General features: G+C 44.0%; 19 protein-coding genes. All 19 read left to right on the top strand.

Translation table 11 applies throughout. The features are described from left to right. Positions 1-63 precede the first annotated feature (63 nt). The 19 genes from rpmE (at position 64) to atpA (ending at position 16626) form a co-directional block, all read left to right on the top strand. Entirely contained in the window at positions 64-279 is a 216-nt protein-coding gene (rpmE, locus tag BBH88_RS14620) for a 50S ribosomal protein L31 (RefSeq protein ID WP_006829249.1), read from the top strand. A 293-nt stretch (positions 280-572) separates the two neighbouring features. Beyond that, positions 573-1169 (top strand): thymidine kinase, encoded by a 597-nt coding sequence (locus BBH88_RS14615; RefSeq protein ID WP_006829248.1) that lies wholly within the window; start codon positions 573-575, stop codon positions 1167-1169. Between the two features lie 370 nt (positions 1170-1539). Then, positions 1540-2619 (top strand): peptide chain release factor 1, encoded by a 1080-nt coding sequence (prfA, locus tag BBH88_RS14610; protein WP_006829247.1) that lies wholly within the window; start codon positions 1540-1542, stop codon positions 2617-2619. Further along, positions 2606-3463 (top strand): peptide chain release factor N(5)-glutamine methyltransferase, encoded by an 858-nt coding sequence (gene prmC, locus BBH88_RS14605; protein WP_006829246.1) that lies wholly within the window; start codon positions 2606-2608, stop codon positions 3461-3463. The genes prfA and prmC overlap by 14 nt, the downstream gene beginning before the upstream one ends. An 89-nt stretch (positions 3464-3552) precedes the next feature. Continuing rightward, a complete protein-coding gene (locus tag BBH88_RS14600) occupies positions 3553-4545 on the top strand; it encodes an L-threonylcarbamoyladenylate synthase (RefSeq protein ID WP_006829245.1) in 993 nt (330 codons plus the stop codon). 21 nt (positions 4546-4566) lie between these two features. Then, positions 4567-4995 carry a low molecular weight protein arginine phosphatase gene (locus BBH88_RS14595; RefSeq protein ID WP_065536595.1) on the top strand — a complete coding sequence of 143 codons (429 nt, stop codon included), beginning with the start codon at positions 4567-4569 and terminating at the stop codon, positions 4993-4995. A 152-nt stretch (positions 4996-5147) separates the two neighbouring features. Continuing rightward, positions 5148-5585 (top strand): ribose 5-phosphate isomerase B, encoded by a 438-nt coding sequence (gene rpiB, locus BBH88_RS14590; RefSeq protein WP_065537361.1) that lies wholly within the window; start codon positions 5148-5150, stop codon positions 5583-5585. Between the two features lie 12 nt (positions 5586-5597). Beyond that, complete coding sequence (locus tag BBH88_RS14585; protein ID WP_006829242.1) at positions 5598-6182, top strand: TIGR01440 family protein; 585 nt, start codon at positions 5598-5600, stop codon at positions 6180-6182. Beyond that, a complete protein-coding gene (glyA, locus tag BBH88_RS14580; protein WP_006829241.1) occupies positions 6169-7404 on the top strand; it encodes a serine hydroxymethyltransferase in 1236 nt (411 codons plus the stop codon). Before BBH88_RS14585 ends, glyA begins: the two co-directional genes overlap by 14 nt. Before the next feature lie 283 nt (positions 7405-7687). Continuing rightward, complete coding sequence (locus BBH88_RS14575) at positions 7688-9862, top strand: EAL domain-containing protein (protein ID WP_065536596.1); 2175 nt, start codon at positions 7688-7690, stop codon at positions 9860-9862. A gap of 270 nt (positions 9863-10132) precedes the next feature. Next, positions 10133-10762, top strand: a complete 630-nt coding sequence (gene upp, locus BBH88_RS14570) for a uracil phosphoribosyltransferase (RefSeq protein WP_006829239.1) — start codon at positions 10133-10135, stop codon at positions 10760-10762. A 19-nt stretch (positions 10763-10781) separates the two neighbouring features. After that, positions 10782-11900, top strand: coding sequence for a non-hydrolyzing UDP-N-acetylglucosamine 2-epimerase (gene wecB, locus BBH88_RS14565; protein ID WP_006829238.1), 1119 nt, complete (start codon positions 10782-10784; stop codon positions 11898-11900). A 360-nt stretch (positions 11901-12260) separates the two neighbouring features. Then, positions 12261-12482: an AtpZ/AtpI family protein gene (locus BBH88_RS14560; RefSeq protein WP_006829237.1), complete on the top strand. Its 222-nt coding sequence runs from the start codon at positions 12261-12263 to the stop codon at positions 12480-12482. 3 nt (positions 12483-12485) lie between these two features. Then, entirely contained in the window at positions 12486-12857 is a 372-nt protein-coding gene (locus tag BBH88_RS14555) for an ATP synthase subunit I (RefSeq protein WP_006829236.1), read from the top strand. Between the two features lie 27 nt (positions 12858-12884). Beyond that, complete coding sequence (gene atpB, locus BBH88_RS14550; RefSeq protein WP_006829235.1) at positions 12885-13595, top strand: F0F1 ATP synthase subunit A; 711 nt, start codon at positions 12885-12887, stop codon at positions 13593-13595. A 58-nt stretch (positions 13596-13653) separates the two neighbouring features. Continuing rightward, on the top strand, positions 13654-13878 hold the full coding sequence (atpE, locus tag BBH88_RS14545) for a F0F1 ATP synthase subunit C (RefSeq protein ID WP_006829234.1): 225 nt from the start codon (positions 13654-13656) through the stop codon (positions 13876-13878). 163 nt (positions 13879-14041) lie between these two features. Next, positions 14042-14563: a F0F1 ATP synthase subunit B gene (atpF, locus tag BBH88_RS14540; protein WP_006829233.1), complete on the top strand. Its 522-nt coding sequence runs from the start codon at positions 14042-14044 to the stop codon at positions 14561-14563. Next, on the top strand, positions 14560-15090 hold the full coding sequence (locus BBH88_RS14535; RefSeq protein WP_065536597.1) for a F0F1 ATP synthase subunit delta: 531 nt from the start codon (positions 14560-14562) through the stop codon (positions 15088-15090). The genes atpF and BBH88_RS14535 overlap by 4 nt, the downstream gene beginning before the upstream one ends. Positions 15091-15117: 27 nt before the next feature. After that, a complete protein-coding gene (atpA, locus tag BBH88_RS14530) occupies positions 15118-16626 on the top strand; it encodes a F0F1 ATP synthase subunit alpha (RefSeq protein ID WP_006829231.1) in 1509 nt (502 codons plus the stop codon). Positions 16627-16655: the final 29 nt, after the last annotated feature.

Genomic DNA, 16655 nt, shown 5'->3' with positions numbered 1-16655 from the left:
AAGGCAATAGTAAAATAGATTAAACTCTGTTCCAGATGGTTCAGGGCGGGAGGAGAAAATAGTATGAAAACAGGTATTCATCCAGATTACAAACAAGCTACAGTAACTTGTTCATGTGGAAACTCTTTCACGACAGGTTCTGTAAAAGAAAACATCAGTGTTGAGCTTTGCTCTGAATGTCATCCATTCTACACTGGACGTCAGAAATTCGCATCAGCAGATGGCCGCGTAGACCGTTTCAACAAAAAATACGGCTTAAAAGAAGAAATCAACGAGTAATACTGACTGAGCGTTGGACGGGAAGTGGCAATTCTCAATTTGCGAATTGTCACCTTCTAGTTTTCCGCTCTTCAGTAGCAATCAAAATTATACCTGCCTAGCGCGCAAACGCTTGGCGGGTATTTTTTTCGTCTTTTATCTGAAAAACTACCTTACATATCCCTGGAAATAGCAAGTTGCAGCATTATTTTTGGTAGGATAGAAAGAAACTTTACTTAGTGGGAAGACCATCATTTCTCTATTAACTATGATTGCGTTATAAAACAACAAAGTGTCTGAAAGGGGTTTCACCTATGTACGTCATGAAACAAACAGGATGGGTTGAATTGATCTGTGGCAGTATGTTTTCCGGGAAGTCAGAAGAACTGATCCGTCGTGTTCGCCGTTCCCAATTTGCTAAACAAAAAATTGCCGTATTTAAACCGAAAATTGATGATCGTTACAGCAAAGAAGAAGTCGTTTCGCATAACGGCGCAACTGTGATTGCCCTGCCGATTTCCTGTTCAACTGAAATGTGGGAGTATATTACTGATGAATTTGATGTCATTGCGATAGACGAAGCCCAATTTTTCGATGAAGACATCATCGAAAACGTACAAAAACTTGCCAACCACGGTTTCCGTGTCATCGTTGCTGGACTCGACCAGGATTTCAGAGGCCGTCCATTCGGTCCGATGCCCGCATTGCTGGCAATTGCCGAGCAAGTGACCAAGCTTCAAGCAGTTTGCACCGTTTGCGGTTCTCCGGCAAGTCGGACGCAACGTTTAATCGATGGAAAACCGGCAGGCTCGGACGACCCAACAATCCTGGTTGGCGCATCAGAAGCCTACGAGCCACGCTGCCGCCATCACCACGAAGTGCCGACAGGTGTAACAGTTAGTAGAAGTTGAATACGAGATCGTAATAGTCCGCAAAGGAGCTCCGCTTTCCTGTGGGCGAGCACCAAGCCTCCTCGGTCGCTTTGCTCCATATCCTAAATATATGGATTATAGGGTATAGCTGCTTATAAAATTATCACCAATTCAAGTGAAGAGTTAATGATTAAGGTTTCATCTAATATATCCAGATTATATTCAGAAGAAAGAGCGAAAGACGGCGACTCCTGCGGGAGCAGTGACGGAGCAGAGCGACAGAGCGACGCGAGACGGAGCCACTGGACTGAGCAAAGCGAGGGAAGCGGCAGAGTCCGTGCCCGCGGAAAGCGTCCGTCTGGAGCGATTTCTTGTTAACAACACAAAATTAGAACTCGAGGTGACACCCATGTTTGATCGATTACAATCAGTAGAAGACAGGTATGACCGTTTAAATGAATTGCTAAGTGATCCTGATATTATCAGCGATACCAATAAGCTGCGCGAGTATTCCAAAGAACAATCCGACCTGCAGGAAACGGTCGAATCTTACCGCGAATATAAAGATTTGACGACTCAGCTGGCAGAAGCGAAGGCCATGTTCGACGACAAGATGGATGGCGACATGCGCGAAATGGTCAAAGAAGAAGTCAACGAATTGGAACAGCAGATTACAGTTGTCGAAGAGCGTCTTCACAAGCTATTGATTCCAAAAGATCCAAATGATGACAAAAACGTAATTATGGAAATCCGTGGAGCTGCTGGCGGAGATGAAGCGGCTTTGTTTGCCGGGGATCTCTACCGCATGTATACGCGTTTTGCCGAAGCTAATGGTTGGAGAGTGCAAGTGATGGATTCGAATCCGACTGGCCTTGGTGGATTTAAGGAAATTGTCTTTATGATTACAGGGAAAGGCGCTTATTCGAAAATGAAATATGAAAATGGCGCCCATCGTGTACAGCGGGTTCCTGAAACGGAATCTGGCGGCCGAATCCATACCTCGACTGCGACAGTTGCTTGTTTACCGGAAGTTGAAGAAGTCGAAGTCGATATCCACGACAACGATATCCGAACAGATACTTATGCATCTTCTGGAGCTGGTGGACAATCCGTCAACACGACCATGTCAGCTGTTCGTTTGACACATCTTCCGACAAATACGGTAGTAACGTGTCAGGATGAAAAATCACAGATTAAAAATAAAGCCAGTGCAATGAAAGTATTGCGTGCACGCGTCTACGAGAAGTTCCAACAGGAAGCCCAAGCAGAATATGACGCTGTTCGAAAATCTGCAGTTGGGACTGGCGACCGTTCTGAACGAATCCGGACATATAACTTTCCTCAAAACCGAGTTACGGATCACCGGATCGGCTTAACGATCCAGAAACTGGACCAGATTTTGCAAGGGAAAATGGATGAAATCATCGATGCCTTGATTGTGGAAGAGCAATCTGCTCGCATGGAAAGTTTGAACAATGACCAAGCTTAAGTATGTTTATGAGGCCCTTAAGAGGGCTTCTTCTTATTTAGATGAGAACGGCCGGGAAGAAGGAGCTGCACGCATCCTTCTTCAACATGAACTGGGTTTAACTTATTCGGGGTTAATTGCTTCGATGCACGATGAAATTAGTGAACAGCAATTTGGGGAGTTTTGGGCAAAAGTCGAGCAGCATGCTAAAGGAATTCCCGTTCAACATTTGACCGGCAGTGAAGAATTTTATGGAAGAAAATTTCTTGTGAATCCGGATGTATTGATTCCAAGGCCGGAAACAGAAGAGTTAATAGAAGAAACGCTTAAGCTGATCGATCGCTATATGACAAAAAAAGAGCTAGCTATTGCCGATATAGGAACGGGCAGCGGTATTATCGCTATCACGATAAAATGCGAATTGCCAGAAGCGCGGGTCACTGCAACTGACATTTCTCAGCTAGCACTCCAAACAGCAGCTGAAAACGCGAGACGTTTGAATTCAAAAATTGACATTCGTCTAGGAGATTTAAGCAAACCGTTAAAAGGCGAGAAATGGGATGTGATATTGTCCAATCCTCCTTACATTGCTCATGCCGAAGCTCCAGGATTGTCGGACAGTGTCCGTGATTTTGAACCGCATAGTGCATTGTTTGCGGATAAAGAAGGCTTGGCTCTTTATGAAAAAATGGCTTTGGAACTCCCAGAGTTGCTCAATAAACCAGGCATTATCGGATTTGAAATAGGTTATCAACAAGGGCAGGAAGTCCAAAAGATGCTCCAAGACGCTTTTCCAGATGCTTTAGTCTATAGTAAAAAAGATATCAACAAAAACGATCGCATGGTTTTTGCGATTATCACGTAAGTTATACACAAATTGCGCACAACTAACAGGGGTTTATCCACATATTGTGGATAGAAGGACAAAAACCTTTAAAAATAGGAGTTGTTCATGTGAAAACAGAAGTTATTTCTGTGGATAAAAATGTGGATGAAGAAAAATATTATGCACAGGCTGTGGAAATTCTGCGGGCTGGTGAAGTTGTCGCTTTTCCGACTGAAACGGTGTATGGACTGGGAGCGGACGCTACCAATCCGGAAGCAGTCAGCAAAATCTTTGAAGCAAAAGGGCGGCCGGCAGATAACCCATTGATTGTTCATGTGGATTCGAAAAAGGCGGCTTTGACCCATGTGCAGGAGGTTTCAGCAAAAGCACTGCAGTGCATGGATGCTTTTTGGCCAGGTGCCTTAACGTTGATCATGCAGGAAAAACCGGGAACCTTTGCCGGTAATGTTACGGCAAACCTGGAGACAGTGGGTATCCGGGTCCCAAATCATCCGGTTGCGCTGAATTTATTGCGAAAGCTGCAATTGCCTTTGGCTGCGCCAAGTGCCAATACCAGTGGCAAGCCGAGCCCGACTTTAGCCGAGCATGTCTATCACGATATGGACGGCAGAATCCCGTTAATTTTGGACGGGGGAGCTACAGAAATTGGCATTGAATCGACAGTGCTCGATACGACCTGCGAGCCGCCAGTTATTCTGCGTCCAGGAAAGATTTCGAAAGAACAGATTGAGGAAGTAATCGGAACGGTCCGATCATCTTCTCAAAACAAAACTAGCGTGCCCAAGTCGCCGGGAATGAAATATACGCATTATGCGCCTGCTGCTCCACTGTATTTGATTGAAAACGAAGCGGGCTTGATCGAAAAAGCGATTGAGTACGTTCAGAAAAAAGGAAAGCGCGTAGCTGTCATTAGTGAAACCGAATACCCGACAGCCGACTTTAATTTTCCGCTTTCAATGGAAACCCTTTATGCCAGTTTGCGGAAATGCGATTCAACAGATGCCGACCTGATTCTGGCTTCAGTTGAGAACGGCATGCAGTCTAACGATGCGTTGATGAACAGACTCGAAAAAGCGGCGGACCATAAGTGGTTCAGCTGATTTGTTGAAGGAGGGTGGAGCATGAAGATTCTTTTTGTTTGTACAGGCAATACATGCCGGAGCCCGATGGCTGAAGCTATCTTATCAGCCAGAAATCTACCTGAAATCGAAGCGCGTTCTGCTGGTATATTTGCAGAAACAGCGCCTCTTTCCAAAAACGCGCAAACCGTATTGGTTCAACAGCAAATTTCTTTCGCACATGCGTCAAAGCCGCTCGATACCCAAGATATGCAGTGGGCAGAATTGATTTTGACTATGACCTATTCGCATAAAATGACGCTTTTGCAAGCTTTCCCTGAAGCAGCAACCAAACTATTTACGCTGAAGGAATTTACAGACGGATCGGCAGAGGATATCAGTGATCCCTATGGCGGCCCACTGGAACTTTATGAACAGACATTTCAAGAACTCAAGCTTTTAGTTGACAAATTAATCGAAAAAATGACATAAGTCAAAAAGACAGACAAGCCTCTCGAGGGTTTGTCTGTCTTTTTTGCGTAAAAATGTTAGAATTGATTAAAAGCGTGATGAACATTCGGCACGATTCGACTATGGCGCTTTTGCTGATTGATAAATTTGATTTCAAGAAAAGAGGGTATATCATGAGAGTGGCAATTTCATCAGATCACGGCGGCAATAACTTGCGCAAAGAAATCGTTAACCTAATGAACGAGATTGGTATTGAATATCAGGATTTTGGTCCGCATACAGACGATTCAGTAGATTATCCGGATTATGCAAAACCAGTTGCTGATCGGGTAGCGAGTGGCGAGTTTGATCGTGGTATTCTGATTTGCGGAACAGGCATCGGCATGTCCATCTCAGCAAATAAAGTCAAAGGCATCCGTTGTGCACTTGTGCATGACGTGTTCAGCGCAAAAGCAACGAGAGAACATAACGATTCTAATATCTTGGCAATGGGGGAGCGCGTCATCGGCCCGGGGCTTGCGCGTGAAATTGCTCAAACATGGCTGACAGAAGAATTTGAAGGCGGCAGACACGAAAAACGCATTCAAAAAATTACGGACCTCGAAAAATAAGGAGGAGTCGATATGCAAACATTATGGCAATTGCAACTTGAAGAGGTTTTAAGCGAATTAGAGCAACAGATCGAATTCAGGAAAGGCCAAGTGTTTGTAGTCGGCTGTTCGACATCAGAAGTAGCAGGGAAACGCATTGGAACAGGCGGCGGACTTGATATTGCAGAAGGCCTGTTTGAACCTTTAGAGAAATTCGCGGCACGCCATCACCTGTTTCTGGCTTTTCAAGGCTGTGAGCATATTAACCGTGCATTGACTATAGAGCGGCGGGCAGCCGAGAAATATGGCTGGGAACCGGTTTCTGTAATTCCAGTCGCAAAAGCTGGCGGTTCGATGAGTGCGTATGCATTCAGCAATATGGCTGATCCGGTTGTGGTGGAAGAAATTCAGGCTCATGCAGGGATTGATATTGGACAAACGATGATAGGCATGCATTTGAAAAGAGTTGCCGTTCCGTTGCGAACTTCTGTTAAACTAGTAGGTGAAGCGATTGTAGCGTCTGCCACTACACGGCCGAAGTTGATTGGCGGTGAACGTGCGAGCTACAATCGCGAGCTTGTTCAATCACGGGAGGGATATACAGATGGAATTGATTAAGGCGCAAGACCCAGCAGTATATGAAGCGATGAATGCAGAGAAAGAAAGACAAGAAGCGAATATCGAATTGATCGCATCTGAAAACTTTGTCTCACAAGCAGTTATGGACGCACAAGGATCAGTATTGACGAACAAATACGCGGAAGGCTACCCTGGCAAACGTTATTATGGCGGTTGCGAGTTTGTTGACGTTGTTGAAAATATTGCACGCGACCGTCTGAAAGAAATTTTTGGTGCGGAGCATGCAAATGTTCAACCGCATTCTGGATCACAGGCCAATATGGCTGTTTACACAGCGATTCTGGAAAAAGGCGATACCGTTCTTGGGATGAACTTGAACCATGGTGGGCACTTGACGCATGGCAGTAAAGTAAACTTTAGCGGTATGCAGTATAATTTCGTTGAGTACGGAGTCACAGAAGAAGAGCAATTGATCGATTACGAAGCAGTACGTCAGGCAGCCTTAGAACACAAGCCGAAAATGATCGTTGCTGGGGCAAGTGCATATTCACGTCAATTGGATTTCGCAAAATTCCGTGAAATTGCGGATGAAGTGGGAGCCTATCTGATGGTCGATATGGCCCATATTGCAGGTCTTGTTGCAACTGGAGCCCATTCCAATCCTGTCCCTCATGCCCATTTTGTTACATCGACCACGCATAAGACACTTCGTGGACCACGCGGCGGATTGATTCTATGCAACGCGGAATTTGCGAAAAAAATCGATAAAACCATATTCCCAGGAATTCAAGGCGGGCCGCTTATGCACGTGATTGCAGCGAAAGCTATTGCATTCGGCGAAGTGCTAGAGCCGGAATTTAAAACCTATATTGAACAAGTCGTTAAAAATGCCCATGCACTTTCTGAAGGCTTGATCGCTGAAGGTGTCAATATCGTTTCAGGCGGTACAGATAACCATTTACTGCTACTGGATCTTCGTTCGTTAAACTTAACAGGGAAAGTCGCAGAGCACGTACTCGATGAAGTCGGTATTACGACAAACAAAAATACCATTCCTTTCGATCCGGAAAGCCCATTTGTGACTTCCGGCATCCGTTTGGGAACTGCTGCTGTCACATCCCGCGGATTTAAAGAAGCGGAAATGAAGGAAATTGCTTCCATCATGGCGATGCTTCTAAAAAATCCAGAAGATGAAACCGTGAAAAAAGACGCTGCAGAACGGACAGCCAACTTGACTACAGCGCATCCATTATATAAATAAGTTCATACAGCTGCCGAGTAATAATGCTTAGCAGCTGTATTTTACACTACAAAAGTTAGAATGAAGCATTAGCTTTTTCAAGCTATATTTAGAAGGAAAAGGCTAAAAAAACTGCTTCAAGCGGATGCTTTTGGCACCACAGCAAGTGGGTCATTCTTTCTGCGGCATAGCTGAGCTAGTTTGCGAAATATCAGACGCAGAATAATATCCGTTACAGATAACTAGTTCGACATATACAATTGCTTATAAATACATAGGAATCTTAACAGGAGGTACGTTTCGTATGCACACGCATGAACTAAAGAAAGATAAGAAAGCAATCATGGAGTGGCTGCGCCGTCTCGGTGTTGAGTTCCATACATCGTTTTTAGTCATAAATTCGGAAATGGAAGATCAGCCTGTTGTCTATGCCAACGCCGCCTTTTATAAAATGATCGGCTATAGTGAAGCTGAAACGCTAGGAAGAAATGGGCGCTTTCTACACGGTGAAAAAACAGCTAAACAAGCAAGTGATAAAATACGTGCCTGCGTGGATGCCGGCGAAAGTGGCATAGTTGAAATTGTTAATTACCGAAAAAATGGCACACCTTTTTGGAATGAAATAACAATTCAACCTTTGTCATTTCCAGAAAGAAATTTTAAATTCACCTTGATGCTACAGCACGATATTACTGATCGCAAACGCGCGGAAGCCTTAATTAAGCTCCAAAAAGAGACCTATACGGGAATTGAAAGAGGCTATATGCTGAGTGTGCTTTTGCAAAATATCTGCCATACCGCCGAATCGTTCTTCATCGACGGAGCTAAGTGTACAGTTTTATTAATTGATGAAACAGAGCTTTACAAGATAGGTGCGGCAAATTCCATGCCAAAAGGCTTTTTGGATGCAATCAGCGGTCTTGAAGTAGAAGAAGATATTGGAGGTTGTGGAGCGGCATTTCATAGACGGCAACCCGTGATTACAGAGGATATGAGTACGGATTATCTATGGCGAAATCATCAGCAATTGGTAAAGGATTATGAGCTGGTATCAAGCTGGTCTATCCCGATAATGAGCGTTGAAGGAACGCCGATCGGTACGTTCGGAATTTACTTTCCTTTACCATCATCACCCCATGAAACAGATTTGGCGTTCATGGAAGAAATCGCATCGATTGCTTCATTGACGATCAAGTATTCTCAGCAACAGGAAGAAATTCTGCGGCTCGCCTATATAGATGAGAATACGGAGTTGCCAAATCGAAATTATTTCAGAAATGAAATCATTGAATTGCTCAAGGAAAAACGAGAAGGCTTTGTCGCCTTTATTTCAACAGATGAATACGTCACAGTAGTTGATCAATACGGCCATAGCTCAGGGGATACAATTATAAGTGAAATTGGTAAACGGTTGATGCTGTCACAAAATTCTTCGGAGGGCTTGATTGCTCGGTTTTCAGATTCGACATTGGCAATGTACAGCATGACGCCTTTCACGAAAATTCCGGAATATTTAGAGCATTTACTGCATGGATTGGTTGAACCGATCGTTGTCGGAGATTTGGAATTATTCCTGACTTTAAAAATGGGAGTAGCGATTGTGACACCTCACCAGGAGGATTCAGAAGAATTGATTCGCTGTGCAGACAGTGCGCTGTCTCAAGCAAAGCTCCGGACAGGCGAATCTATCTGTTATTTTGAGAGTGAACATGACGAGTTCATGATGAAAGATCTGCGTGTGGCCAACGAATTGAGCGCAGCGCTTAGACGCAACGAAGTTGGTGTTCATCTGCAGCCAAAAGTCGATTTAGCAACGGGCAAGATTTTAAGCTTTGAAGCGCTTGCTCGTTGGACTTCACCCGATCTTGGTATCATTCCACCGGATGTCTTTATTCCAGCAGCTGAAAAAAACGGCAAGATTCGTCTATTGGAGCAGAATGTCTTGCAGCATGTACTGAAATGGCAGAAAAAAAGAAAAGATCAAGGCTTGGAACTTCGCCAAGTAGCGATCAATATATCAGCAGATCATTTTTTCCATCATTCGTTTGTTCCACATCTGATGGATAAGACTGCGGAGTATGGCATTGATCCGCAATGGATCCAATTGGAAATTACTGAGCGGATTGGCTTTGTCGATATCGAGACGGCCAATAAAGTTTTCAAGCACTTGAAACATTGCGGCTTTACGACGTCAATTGATGATTTTGGGACAGGCTACTCATCACTTAGCTACCTGCAGAAGTTGCCTGTCGAAGAACTGAAAATTGACCGCTCATTTATTTCGAATATGAATGAGCCGGGAACATTAGCAATTATCCGAACCATTATCCAGCTTGCGGAAAACTTAAATGTGCGTGCAGTAGCAGAAGGGATAGAAACAGAAAGGGATCGACAGACATTGTTGGCTCTCGGCTGCAAAGTGGGGCAAGGGTATTTGTTCTACAAGCCGATGCCCCTTAATGACGCTAATTTATTATAAGAAAATCCGAGGGTTTTTTTGTAATACTGTTACTTTTACATGGCGCTTGGTCTGTTTTTTCTACAGCAGCTGCACGACCATGCAGTGGATATCGCTTCGGTTTTAAGGAGCTAAAGAAAAAAATCGGGGAAATACTTCCCGATTTTTTTCTTTGGAGAAATAAACTATAGGTGAAAATAACTGAATAATGCCAAAGCGGGATCTGACAACTTGGGTCATGGATTTTCTGTTATACTATTTAAGATAATATTTGAAAAGGAGAGATTGGCCGTGGGAAAAGTATACGTTTTTGATCATCCACTGATTCAGCATAAACTGACATACATCCGTGACAAGTCTACAGGCACAAAAGAGTTTCGCGAATTAGTTGATGAAATTGCTACATTGATGGCATTTGAAATCACGCGCGATTTGCCTCTAGAGGAAATCGAAGTGGAGACGCCGGTTCAATTGGCGAAATCGAAAGTCCTTGCCGGGAAAAAATTGGGCGTTGTGCCGATTTTACGTGCAGGCATTGGGATGGTCGATGGAATTTTAAAATTGATTCCAGCCGCTAAAGTCGGACACATCGGTTTATACCGTGATCCAGTTACGCTTCAGCCGGTCGAGTATTATTTAAAACTGCCATCCGATGTACAGGAGCGGGACTTCATTGTTGTTGATCCTATGCTTGCTACAGGCGGATCTGCAATCGAAGCAGTCAACTCTATGAAAAAACGTGGTGCTACAAAAATTCGTTTTATGTGTATCATTGCTGCTCCAGAAGGTGTGGAAGCTCTTCAAAAAGCACATCCCGATGTGGATATCTATATTGCAGCATTAGATGAGAAATTGAATGAAAAAGGATACATTGTACCAGGTCTTGGGGATGCTGGGGACCGATTATTCGGAACAAAATAAGAGAGCGAGGTAAATCAGCTTGACGAAAAAATGGAAAGTAATGACGATATTTGGTACGCGGCCTGAAGCCATTAAAATGGCGCCGCTTGTTTTAGAACTTCAAAAACATCCAGACACCATCGAACCATTGGTAACGGTGACTGCGCAACACCGGGAAATGCTGGACCAAGTGCTGGAGACATTCCAAATCACGCCTGATTTCGATCTGAACATTATGAAAGATCGCCAGACTTTGACCGATGTAACGATGCGCGCGATGGAAGGTCTTGATACAGTCATGAAAGAAGCCAAACCGGACATCGTCTTGGTGCATGGTGATACAACGACAACTTTCGCTGCTAGTCTTGCCGCCTTTTATAACCAAGTTGCCATTGGACATGTGGAAGCGGGCTTGCGTACGCACAATAAATACTCGCCGTATCCTGAAGAAATGAACCGTCAATTGACGGGGGTCATGGCGGATATTCATTTTTCACCAACTGAAAAATCAGCTCAAAATCTGCTCGACGAAAACAAAAAAGAAGAAACAATTTATATTACAGGAAATACAGCAATCGATGCACTGCAGACAACGGTGCGTGAAACGTATTCGCATCCAATTTTGGAGAAAATCGGTACGGATCGTATGATTCTTTTGACGGCACATCGCCGTGAAAATTTAGGGCAGCCGATGCGTAATATGTTCCGTGCCATCAAACGCTTAATCGAAGAGCATGACGATATTCAAGTAGTTTACCCGGTACATATGAATCCAGCAGTACGTGAAGTAGCGGATGAAGTATTGGGCCGTGATCCGCGTATCCATTTGATTGAACCGCTGGAAGTTCTAGATTTCCATAACTTTGCGGCTCGTTCGTTCTTTATTCTGACTGATTCAGGTGGAATACAGGAGGAAGCGCCTTCACTTGGCAAGCCAGTGCTGGTCTTGCGTGATACGACTGAGCGCCCTGAAGGCATCAGTGCAGGAACCCTAAAGCTTGCGGGAACAGACGAAGAGACGATTTACGGCATGGCTAAGGAATTGTTGACGGATGAAGCAGCCTACAAAGCGATGTCCCAAGCATCTAATCCATACGGAGACGGTAAAGCATCTGCCCGGATCGTCGAAGCTCTGCACACTTATTTTTCGAAGTTGTAGAAGAGTAGATGGTAAATTTCACTTTTCAAGTTGTCTAGTTACATCGGCTAGCTCCTCGGGGTCTTAAGTCAGCCTGGCTGTGCGGCGAAGAACGCCGCTTCGCCATTCTGCCTTAAGCCCGTCGGAGCTAAAATAGCCGATTTCACTTTTCTTGTTAAAGTTTGTCGACTATATGTCGGAGGGAAATCGCTTGTGAAGTTTTTCACTTCTACTAATTGACATGATTTTACCCCTATTGTATGCTTACAAAGGGTATGCATGAGAAGGTTTTCTTACATAGATTATGTGGTCTTAGAAGCCTGATGCGACTGCTCTTTTTGAGGGTGTAATGTCAAATCAACGAAGTTCGAGGGGGGTATCATGCGCCCAACAAAAAGTCCCTTGCAAGCGATGGCAATTTATAGCGCCATCCTATCACAACTTGTTGGGTCCGTGCTCATCGGTACGTTCACAGGTATGTGGCTCGATAGAAAGATCGGAACCGCCCCGTTTTTCATGATCATCTGCCTATTCATAGGCATCACTGCCGGTGTTTGGGCAATGCTTCAGACTGTCCGCAAATTCGAATCAGGAGACAAGTAGAAAATGGATGGACTTCGGGAGATTTATACCAGGCTAAAAAAGATGATTTTCTTCATCTTAGCGTTCTACGTTATTGGTTGGGGGTTTACCTCTTATCAAGAAGTGTTCGCGGGTCTCATAATCGGAACTTTGTTCGGCATTTACAACATGTGGATTCTGGTTCGTCGGATGGAGAAATTCGACCGTGCGGTGGCTGAAGGCTCGAAAGTTCGTTCGCTTGGAACGGCATTACGGTTTGCATCAGGTGTTGCGGCTGTGGCGATTGCTATTTTATTCGCAGAGCACATTCACTTGGTCAGTACGGTAATTGGGTTGATGGTCCCTTATGCTCTGTTATTGACAGAGCGGATTGTTTATCACGTGAAACACCATTAACAATGTGGAAAGAGAGGTGAAACTATCGTGGAACATGGCGCTCCTATGCTCAAGGTGTTCGGGATCTGGTTCAATCTATCAAACGTTATGATGCTACTTGTAGCCGCTCTTATCGTCTTCCTTATTGCTTTTATCGCTACACGGAATTTGCAGCTCAAACCGACGGGCATGCAGAACTTCATGGAATGGATCATGGATTTCGTGAAAGGGATAATCAACAGCAATATGGACTGGAGAGATGGTGGCCGATTCCATGTTCTTGGAATCACGCTAATTATGTTCATTTTTGTTTCGAACATGTTAGGTCTTCCATTTGCAATAGTTGTCGAAGGAGACCTTTGGTGGAAATCACCGACAGCAGATCCAACGGTAGCGATGACATTGGCCGCAATGGTACTTATCTTGAGTCATTATTATGGCATCAAGCTCAAAGGGCTCAAAGGATATTCAGCAGGCTACATCAAGCCGATGCCATTCCTATTCCCTTTGAAAGTCATTGAGGAATTCGCAAATACGCTGACACTCGGTCTGCGTCTTTACGGTAACATCTATGCGGGGGAAATCCTGTTGACTTTGTTGGCAGGCCTCGCATCAGCAAGTATTTTCGGATTTGCAGCAGGCATATTGCCAATGATGTTATGGCAAGGGTTCTCGATTTTTATCGGGGCAATCCAAGCGTTTATTTTCGTTATGTTGACGATGGTCTATTTATCGCATAAAGTTGCCGACGACCATTGAGTATAAACTGCTCATCGAGCAAACAAAAAAACAACTATCCTGAGGAGGACACATTACAATGACAGGTTCATTAGGTTTATTAGCAGCAGCAATCGCAGTAGGTTTAGCAGCACTAGGTGCAGGTATTGGTAACGGTCTTATTGTTTCAAAAACAGTTGAAGGTATCGCACGCCAGCCAGAAGCACGCGGCGTTCTACAAACAACAATGTTCATCGGTGTTGCATTGGTTGAGGCATTGCCAATCATCGCTGTAGTTATCGCGTTCATCGTTATGAACCAATAGGTTTTTTATACAAAAAAGTTAAATGGTGGGGATGCTTCGATATGGTTTTCGCCATTTAAACTTGTATGAACCATTTTGCTTTTGAAAATTCATCTTACAACAGATAAAGATCTTACTTATAGAAGAAATTGTATTTTAGGCTCTTGAAGGGAGTGAAACAATCGTGTTTTTTGATCACCTCGTACTCGGTGCAACCGGGGAGTTTTTGAATATTGGAGACATTCTCGTTACACTTGTTATCTTCATTTTACTAATGGTGCTTTTGAAGAAATTCGCATGGGGTCCTTTGATGGGCATAATGCAGCAGCGTGAAGATTTAATCAAGAGTGAAATCGAAACTGCTGAAAACAGCCGTCTAGAATCACATAAGTTGCTTGAAGAGCAGCGCAGCCTTCTTAAAGATGCGCGTACGCAAGCACAAGAAATTGTTGAAAACGCTAAAAAGCACGGCGAAGTTTCGCGTGAGGAAATCATTACAACAGCACGCGCTGAATCTGGTCGCATGAAAGATGCTGCAGTTCAGGAAATTGCTAACGAAAGAGATAAAGCGATTTCGGCTGTTCGTGAAGAAGTTGTGGCATTGTCAATGCTCGCTGCTACGAAAGTGCTTGAAAAAGAAATCTCTGAGGAAGACAACCGCCAGTTGATTAACGAAACGATTGCGAAGGCAGGCGAAGTTCAGTGAGTCAAGTTGCAGAACGCTACGCTCTAGCATTGTTCCAAGTTGCTCAAAAGCACGGATCGTCTTTGGATGTAGAACATGATTTGCGTGAAGTGAAAAAAGTCTTTGAACTGACTCCCGAATTTTACGATTTACTTATTTCTCCAAAACTTTCAGCTGACAAACGAACAAACTTGATCAATGAAGTGTTTAAAGAAGCGAACCCATTTGTGGTAAATACACTTCAATTGATGGCAGAACGCAAACGGATGAACGAAATTGGTTCTTTAGCTGATGAGTTCGTCGCTTTATCCAATAATGCACAAGGAATTGAAGATGCAAAAGTTTACTCTATACGTCCTTTGACAGAAGACGAACGCGCATCTATTTCTTCAGTATTTGCTGGGAAAATTGGTAAACAATCTTTGCGAATTGAAAACATCATCGATCCATCGTTAATCGGCGGATTGCGTCTTCAAATCGGAAATCGCATTTACGACAGCAGCGTGAGCACGAAATTGTCTCGTCTGCAACGTCAATTAATGAGTTAATTATGAAATTATGAGAGGGTGACATACATGAGCATCAAAGCTGAAGAAATCAGCGGTCTGATTAAGCAACAGATTGAAAATTATCAATCAGAGATGAAAGTTGACGACGTTGGTACAGTAATTACTATTGGTGATGGTATCGCGCGCGCTCATGGCCTCGACAATGTCATGGCTGGAGAACTTGTAGAGTTCTCAACTGGTGCTATTGGTATGGCGCAAAACTTGGAAGCCAACAACGTTGGTATTATTATCCTTGGCCCTTACACAGACATCAAAGAAGGCGATGAAGTACGTCGAACTGGCCGTATTATGGAAGTACCGGTAGGACACGAACTTATCGGACGTGTAGTAAATCCACTTGGACAACCTGTTGATGGTCTTGGACCAATCAACACAACAAAAACTCGTCCAATTGAAAGCCCTGCACAAGGTGTAATGGCCCGTAAATCGGTTCATGAACCACTTCAAACAGGTATTAAAGCGATTGACGCACTTGTACCAATCGGTCGTGGACAGCGTGAATTGATCATCGGTGACCGTCAGACAGGTAAAACTTCTGTCGCAATCGATACGATCTTAAACCAAGCTGACCAAGACATGATTTGTATCTATGTCGCAATCGGACAAAAAGAATCTACTGTCCGTAACGTAGTAGAAACTTTCCGTAAAAATGGAGCTCTTGATTACACAATCGTTGTAACGGCTTCAGCTTCACAACCTGCTCCATTATTGTACTTGGCTCCTTATGCAGGTATCACAATGGCTGAGGAATTCATGTTTGAAGGCAAGCACGTGTTAATCGTCTATGATGATTTAACAAAACAAGCATCTGCTTACCGTGAACTTTCACTGTTACTTCGTCGTCCACCAGGCCGTGAAGCTTATCCAGGTGACGTTTTCTACTTGCACTCACGTTTACTTGAACGTGCTGCAAAATTAAACGAAACTCTTGGAGCGGGATCAATCACAGCATTGCCGTTCGTTGAAACGCAAGCTGGCGATATCGCTGCATATATTCCAACAAATGTTATTTCGATTACGGATGGCCAGATTTTCCTTCAATCGGATCTATTCTTCTCAGGTGTACGCCCAGCAATCAATGCGGGTCTTTCTGTATCACGTGTTGGTGGTTCAGCTCAGATCAAAGCAATGAAAAAAGTTGCAGGTACACTGCGTCTTGACTTGGCTGCTTTCCGCGAACTTGAGTCATTCTCTCAGTTCGGCTCAGACCTTGATGCTGCAACTGCAGCAAAACTTGAGCGCGGAAAACGTACAGTTGAAGTCTTGAAGCAAGGCTTGAACAACCCAATCAAAGTTGAAAAACAAGTTGTTATTTTCTATGCGTTGACTCGTGGATTCCTTGACGATATCGCACTTAACGACATTTCTCGCTTTGAAGCTGAATTGACAAGCTGGTTGGATTCTAACCACACAGAAATTTTGGATACTATTCGCACAACTCAAGGTTTACCTGCTGACGACGCATTTGCTGCAGCGATCAATGAATTCAAACGCACATTTGCAAAATCTGAGTAAAGAGAAACTGTATTCAGTGGGGGCTTTAA

It is taken from the genome of Planococcus antarcticus DSM 14505 (assembly GCF_001687565.2).
In the GTDB taxonomy this organism is placed as follows: Bacteria; Bacillota; Bacilli; order Bacillales_A; family Planococcaceae; genus Planococcus; species Planococcus antarcticus.
The sequence above is the reverse complement of the archived record's forward strand: the minus strand, read 5'-3'. Positions and strand labels throughout refer to the sequence as shown.

Excerpts from the sequence above, each read along its gene's own strand:
- BBH88_RS14595 (WP_065536595.1), top strand. The coding sequence starts at position 4,567 with ATGAAGATTCTTTTTGTTTGTACAGGCAATACATGCCGGAGCCCGATG.
- BBH88_RS14560 (WP_006829237.1), top strand. The coding sequence starts at position 12,261 with ATGCGCCCAACAAAAAGTCCCTTGCAAGCGATGGCAATTTATAGCGCC.
- BBH88_RS14575 (WP_065536596.1), top strand. The coding sequence starts at position 7,688 with ATGCACACGCATGAACTAAAGAAAGATAAGAAAGCAATCATGGAGTGG.
- rpiB (WP_065537361.1), top strand. The coding sequence starts at position 5,148 with ATGAGAGTGGCAATTTCATCAGATCACGGCGGCAATAACTTGCGCAAA.
- prmC (WP_006829246.1), top strand. The coding sequence starts at position 2,606 with ATGACCAAGCTTAAGTATGTTTATGAGGCCCTTAAGAGGGCTTCTTCT.
- atpA (WP_006829231.1), top strand. The coding sequence starts at position 15,118 with ATGAGCATCAAAGCTGAAGAAATCAGCGGTCTGATTAAGCAACAGATT.
- prfA (WP_006829247.1), top strand. The coding sequence starts at position 1,540 with ATGTTTGATCGATTACAATCAGTAGAAGACAGGTATGACCGTTTAAAT.
- BBH88_RS14585 (WP_006829242.1), top strand. The coding sequence starts at position 5,598 with ATGCAAACATTATGGCAATTGCAACTTGAAGAGGTTTTAAGCGAATTA.
- BBH88_RS14615 (WP_006829248.1), top strand. The coding sequence starts at position 573 with ATGTACGTCATGAAACAAACAGGATGGGTTGAATTGATCTGTGGCAGT.
- glyA (WP_006829241.1), top strand. The coding sequence starts at position 6,169 with ATGGAATTGATTAAGGCGCAAGACCCAGCAGTATATGAAGCGATGAAT.
- BBH88_RS14555 (WP_006829236.1), top strand. The coding sequence starts at position 12,486 with ATGGATGGACTTCGGGAGATTTATACCAGGCTAAAAAAGATGATTTTC.
- atpE (WP_006829234.1), top strand. The coding sequence starts at position 13,654 with ATGACAGGTTCATTAGGTTTATTAGCAGCAGCAATCGCAGTAGGTTTA.
- rpmE (WP_006829249.1), top strand. The coding sequence starts at position 64 with ATGAAAACAGGTATTCATCCAGATTACAAACAAGCTACAGTAACTTGT.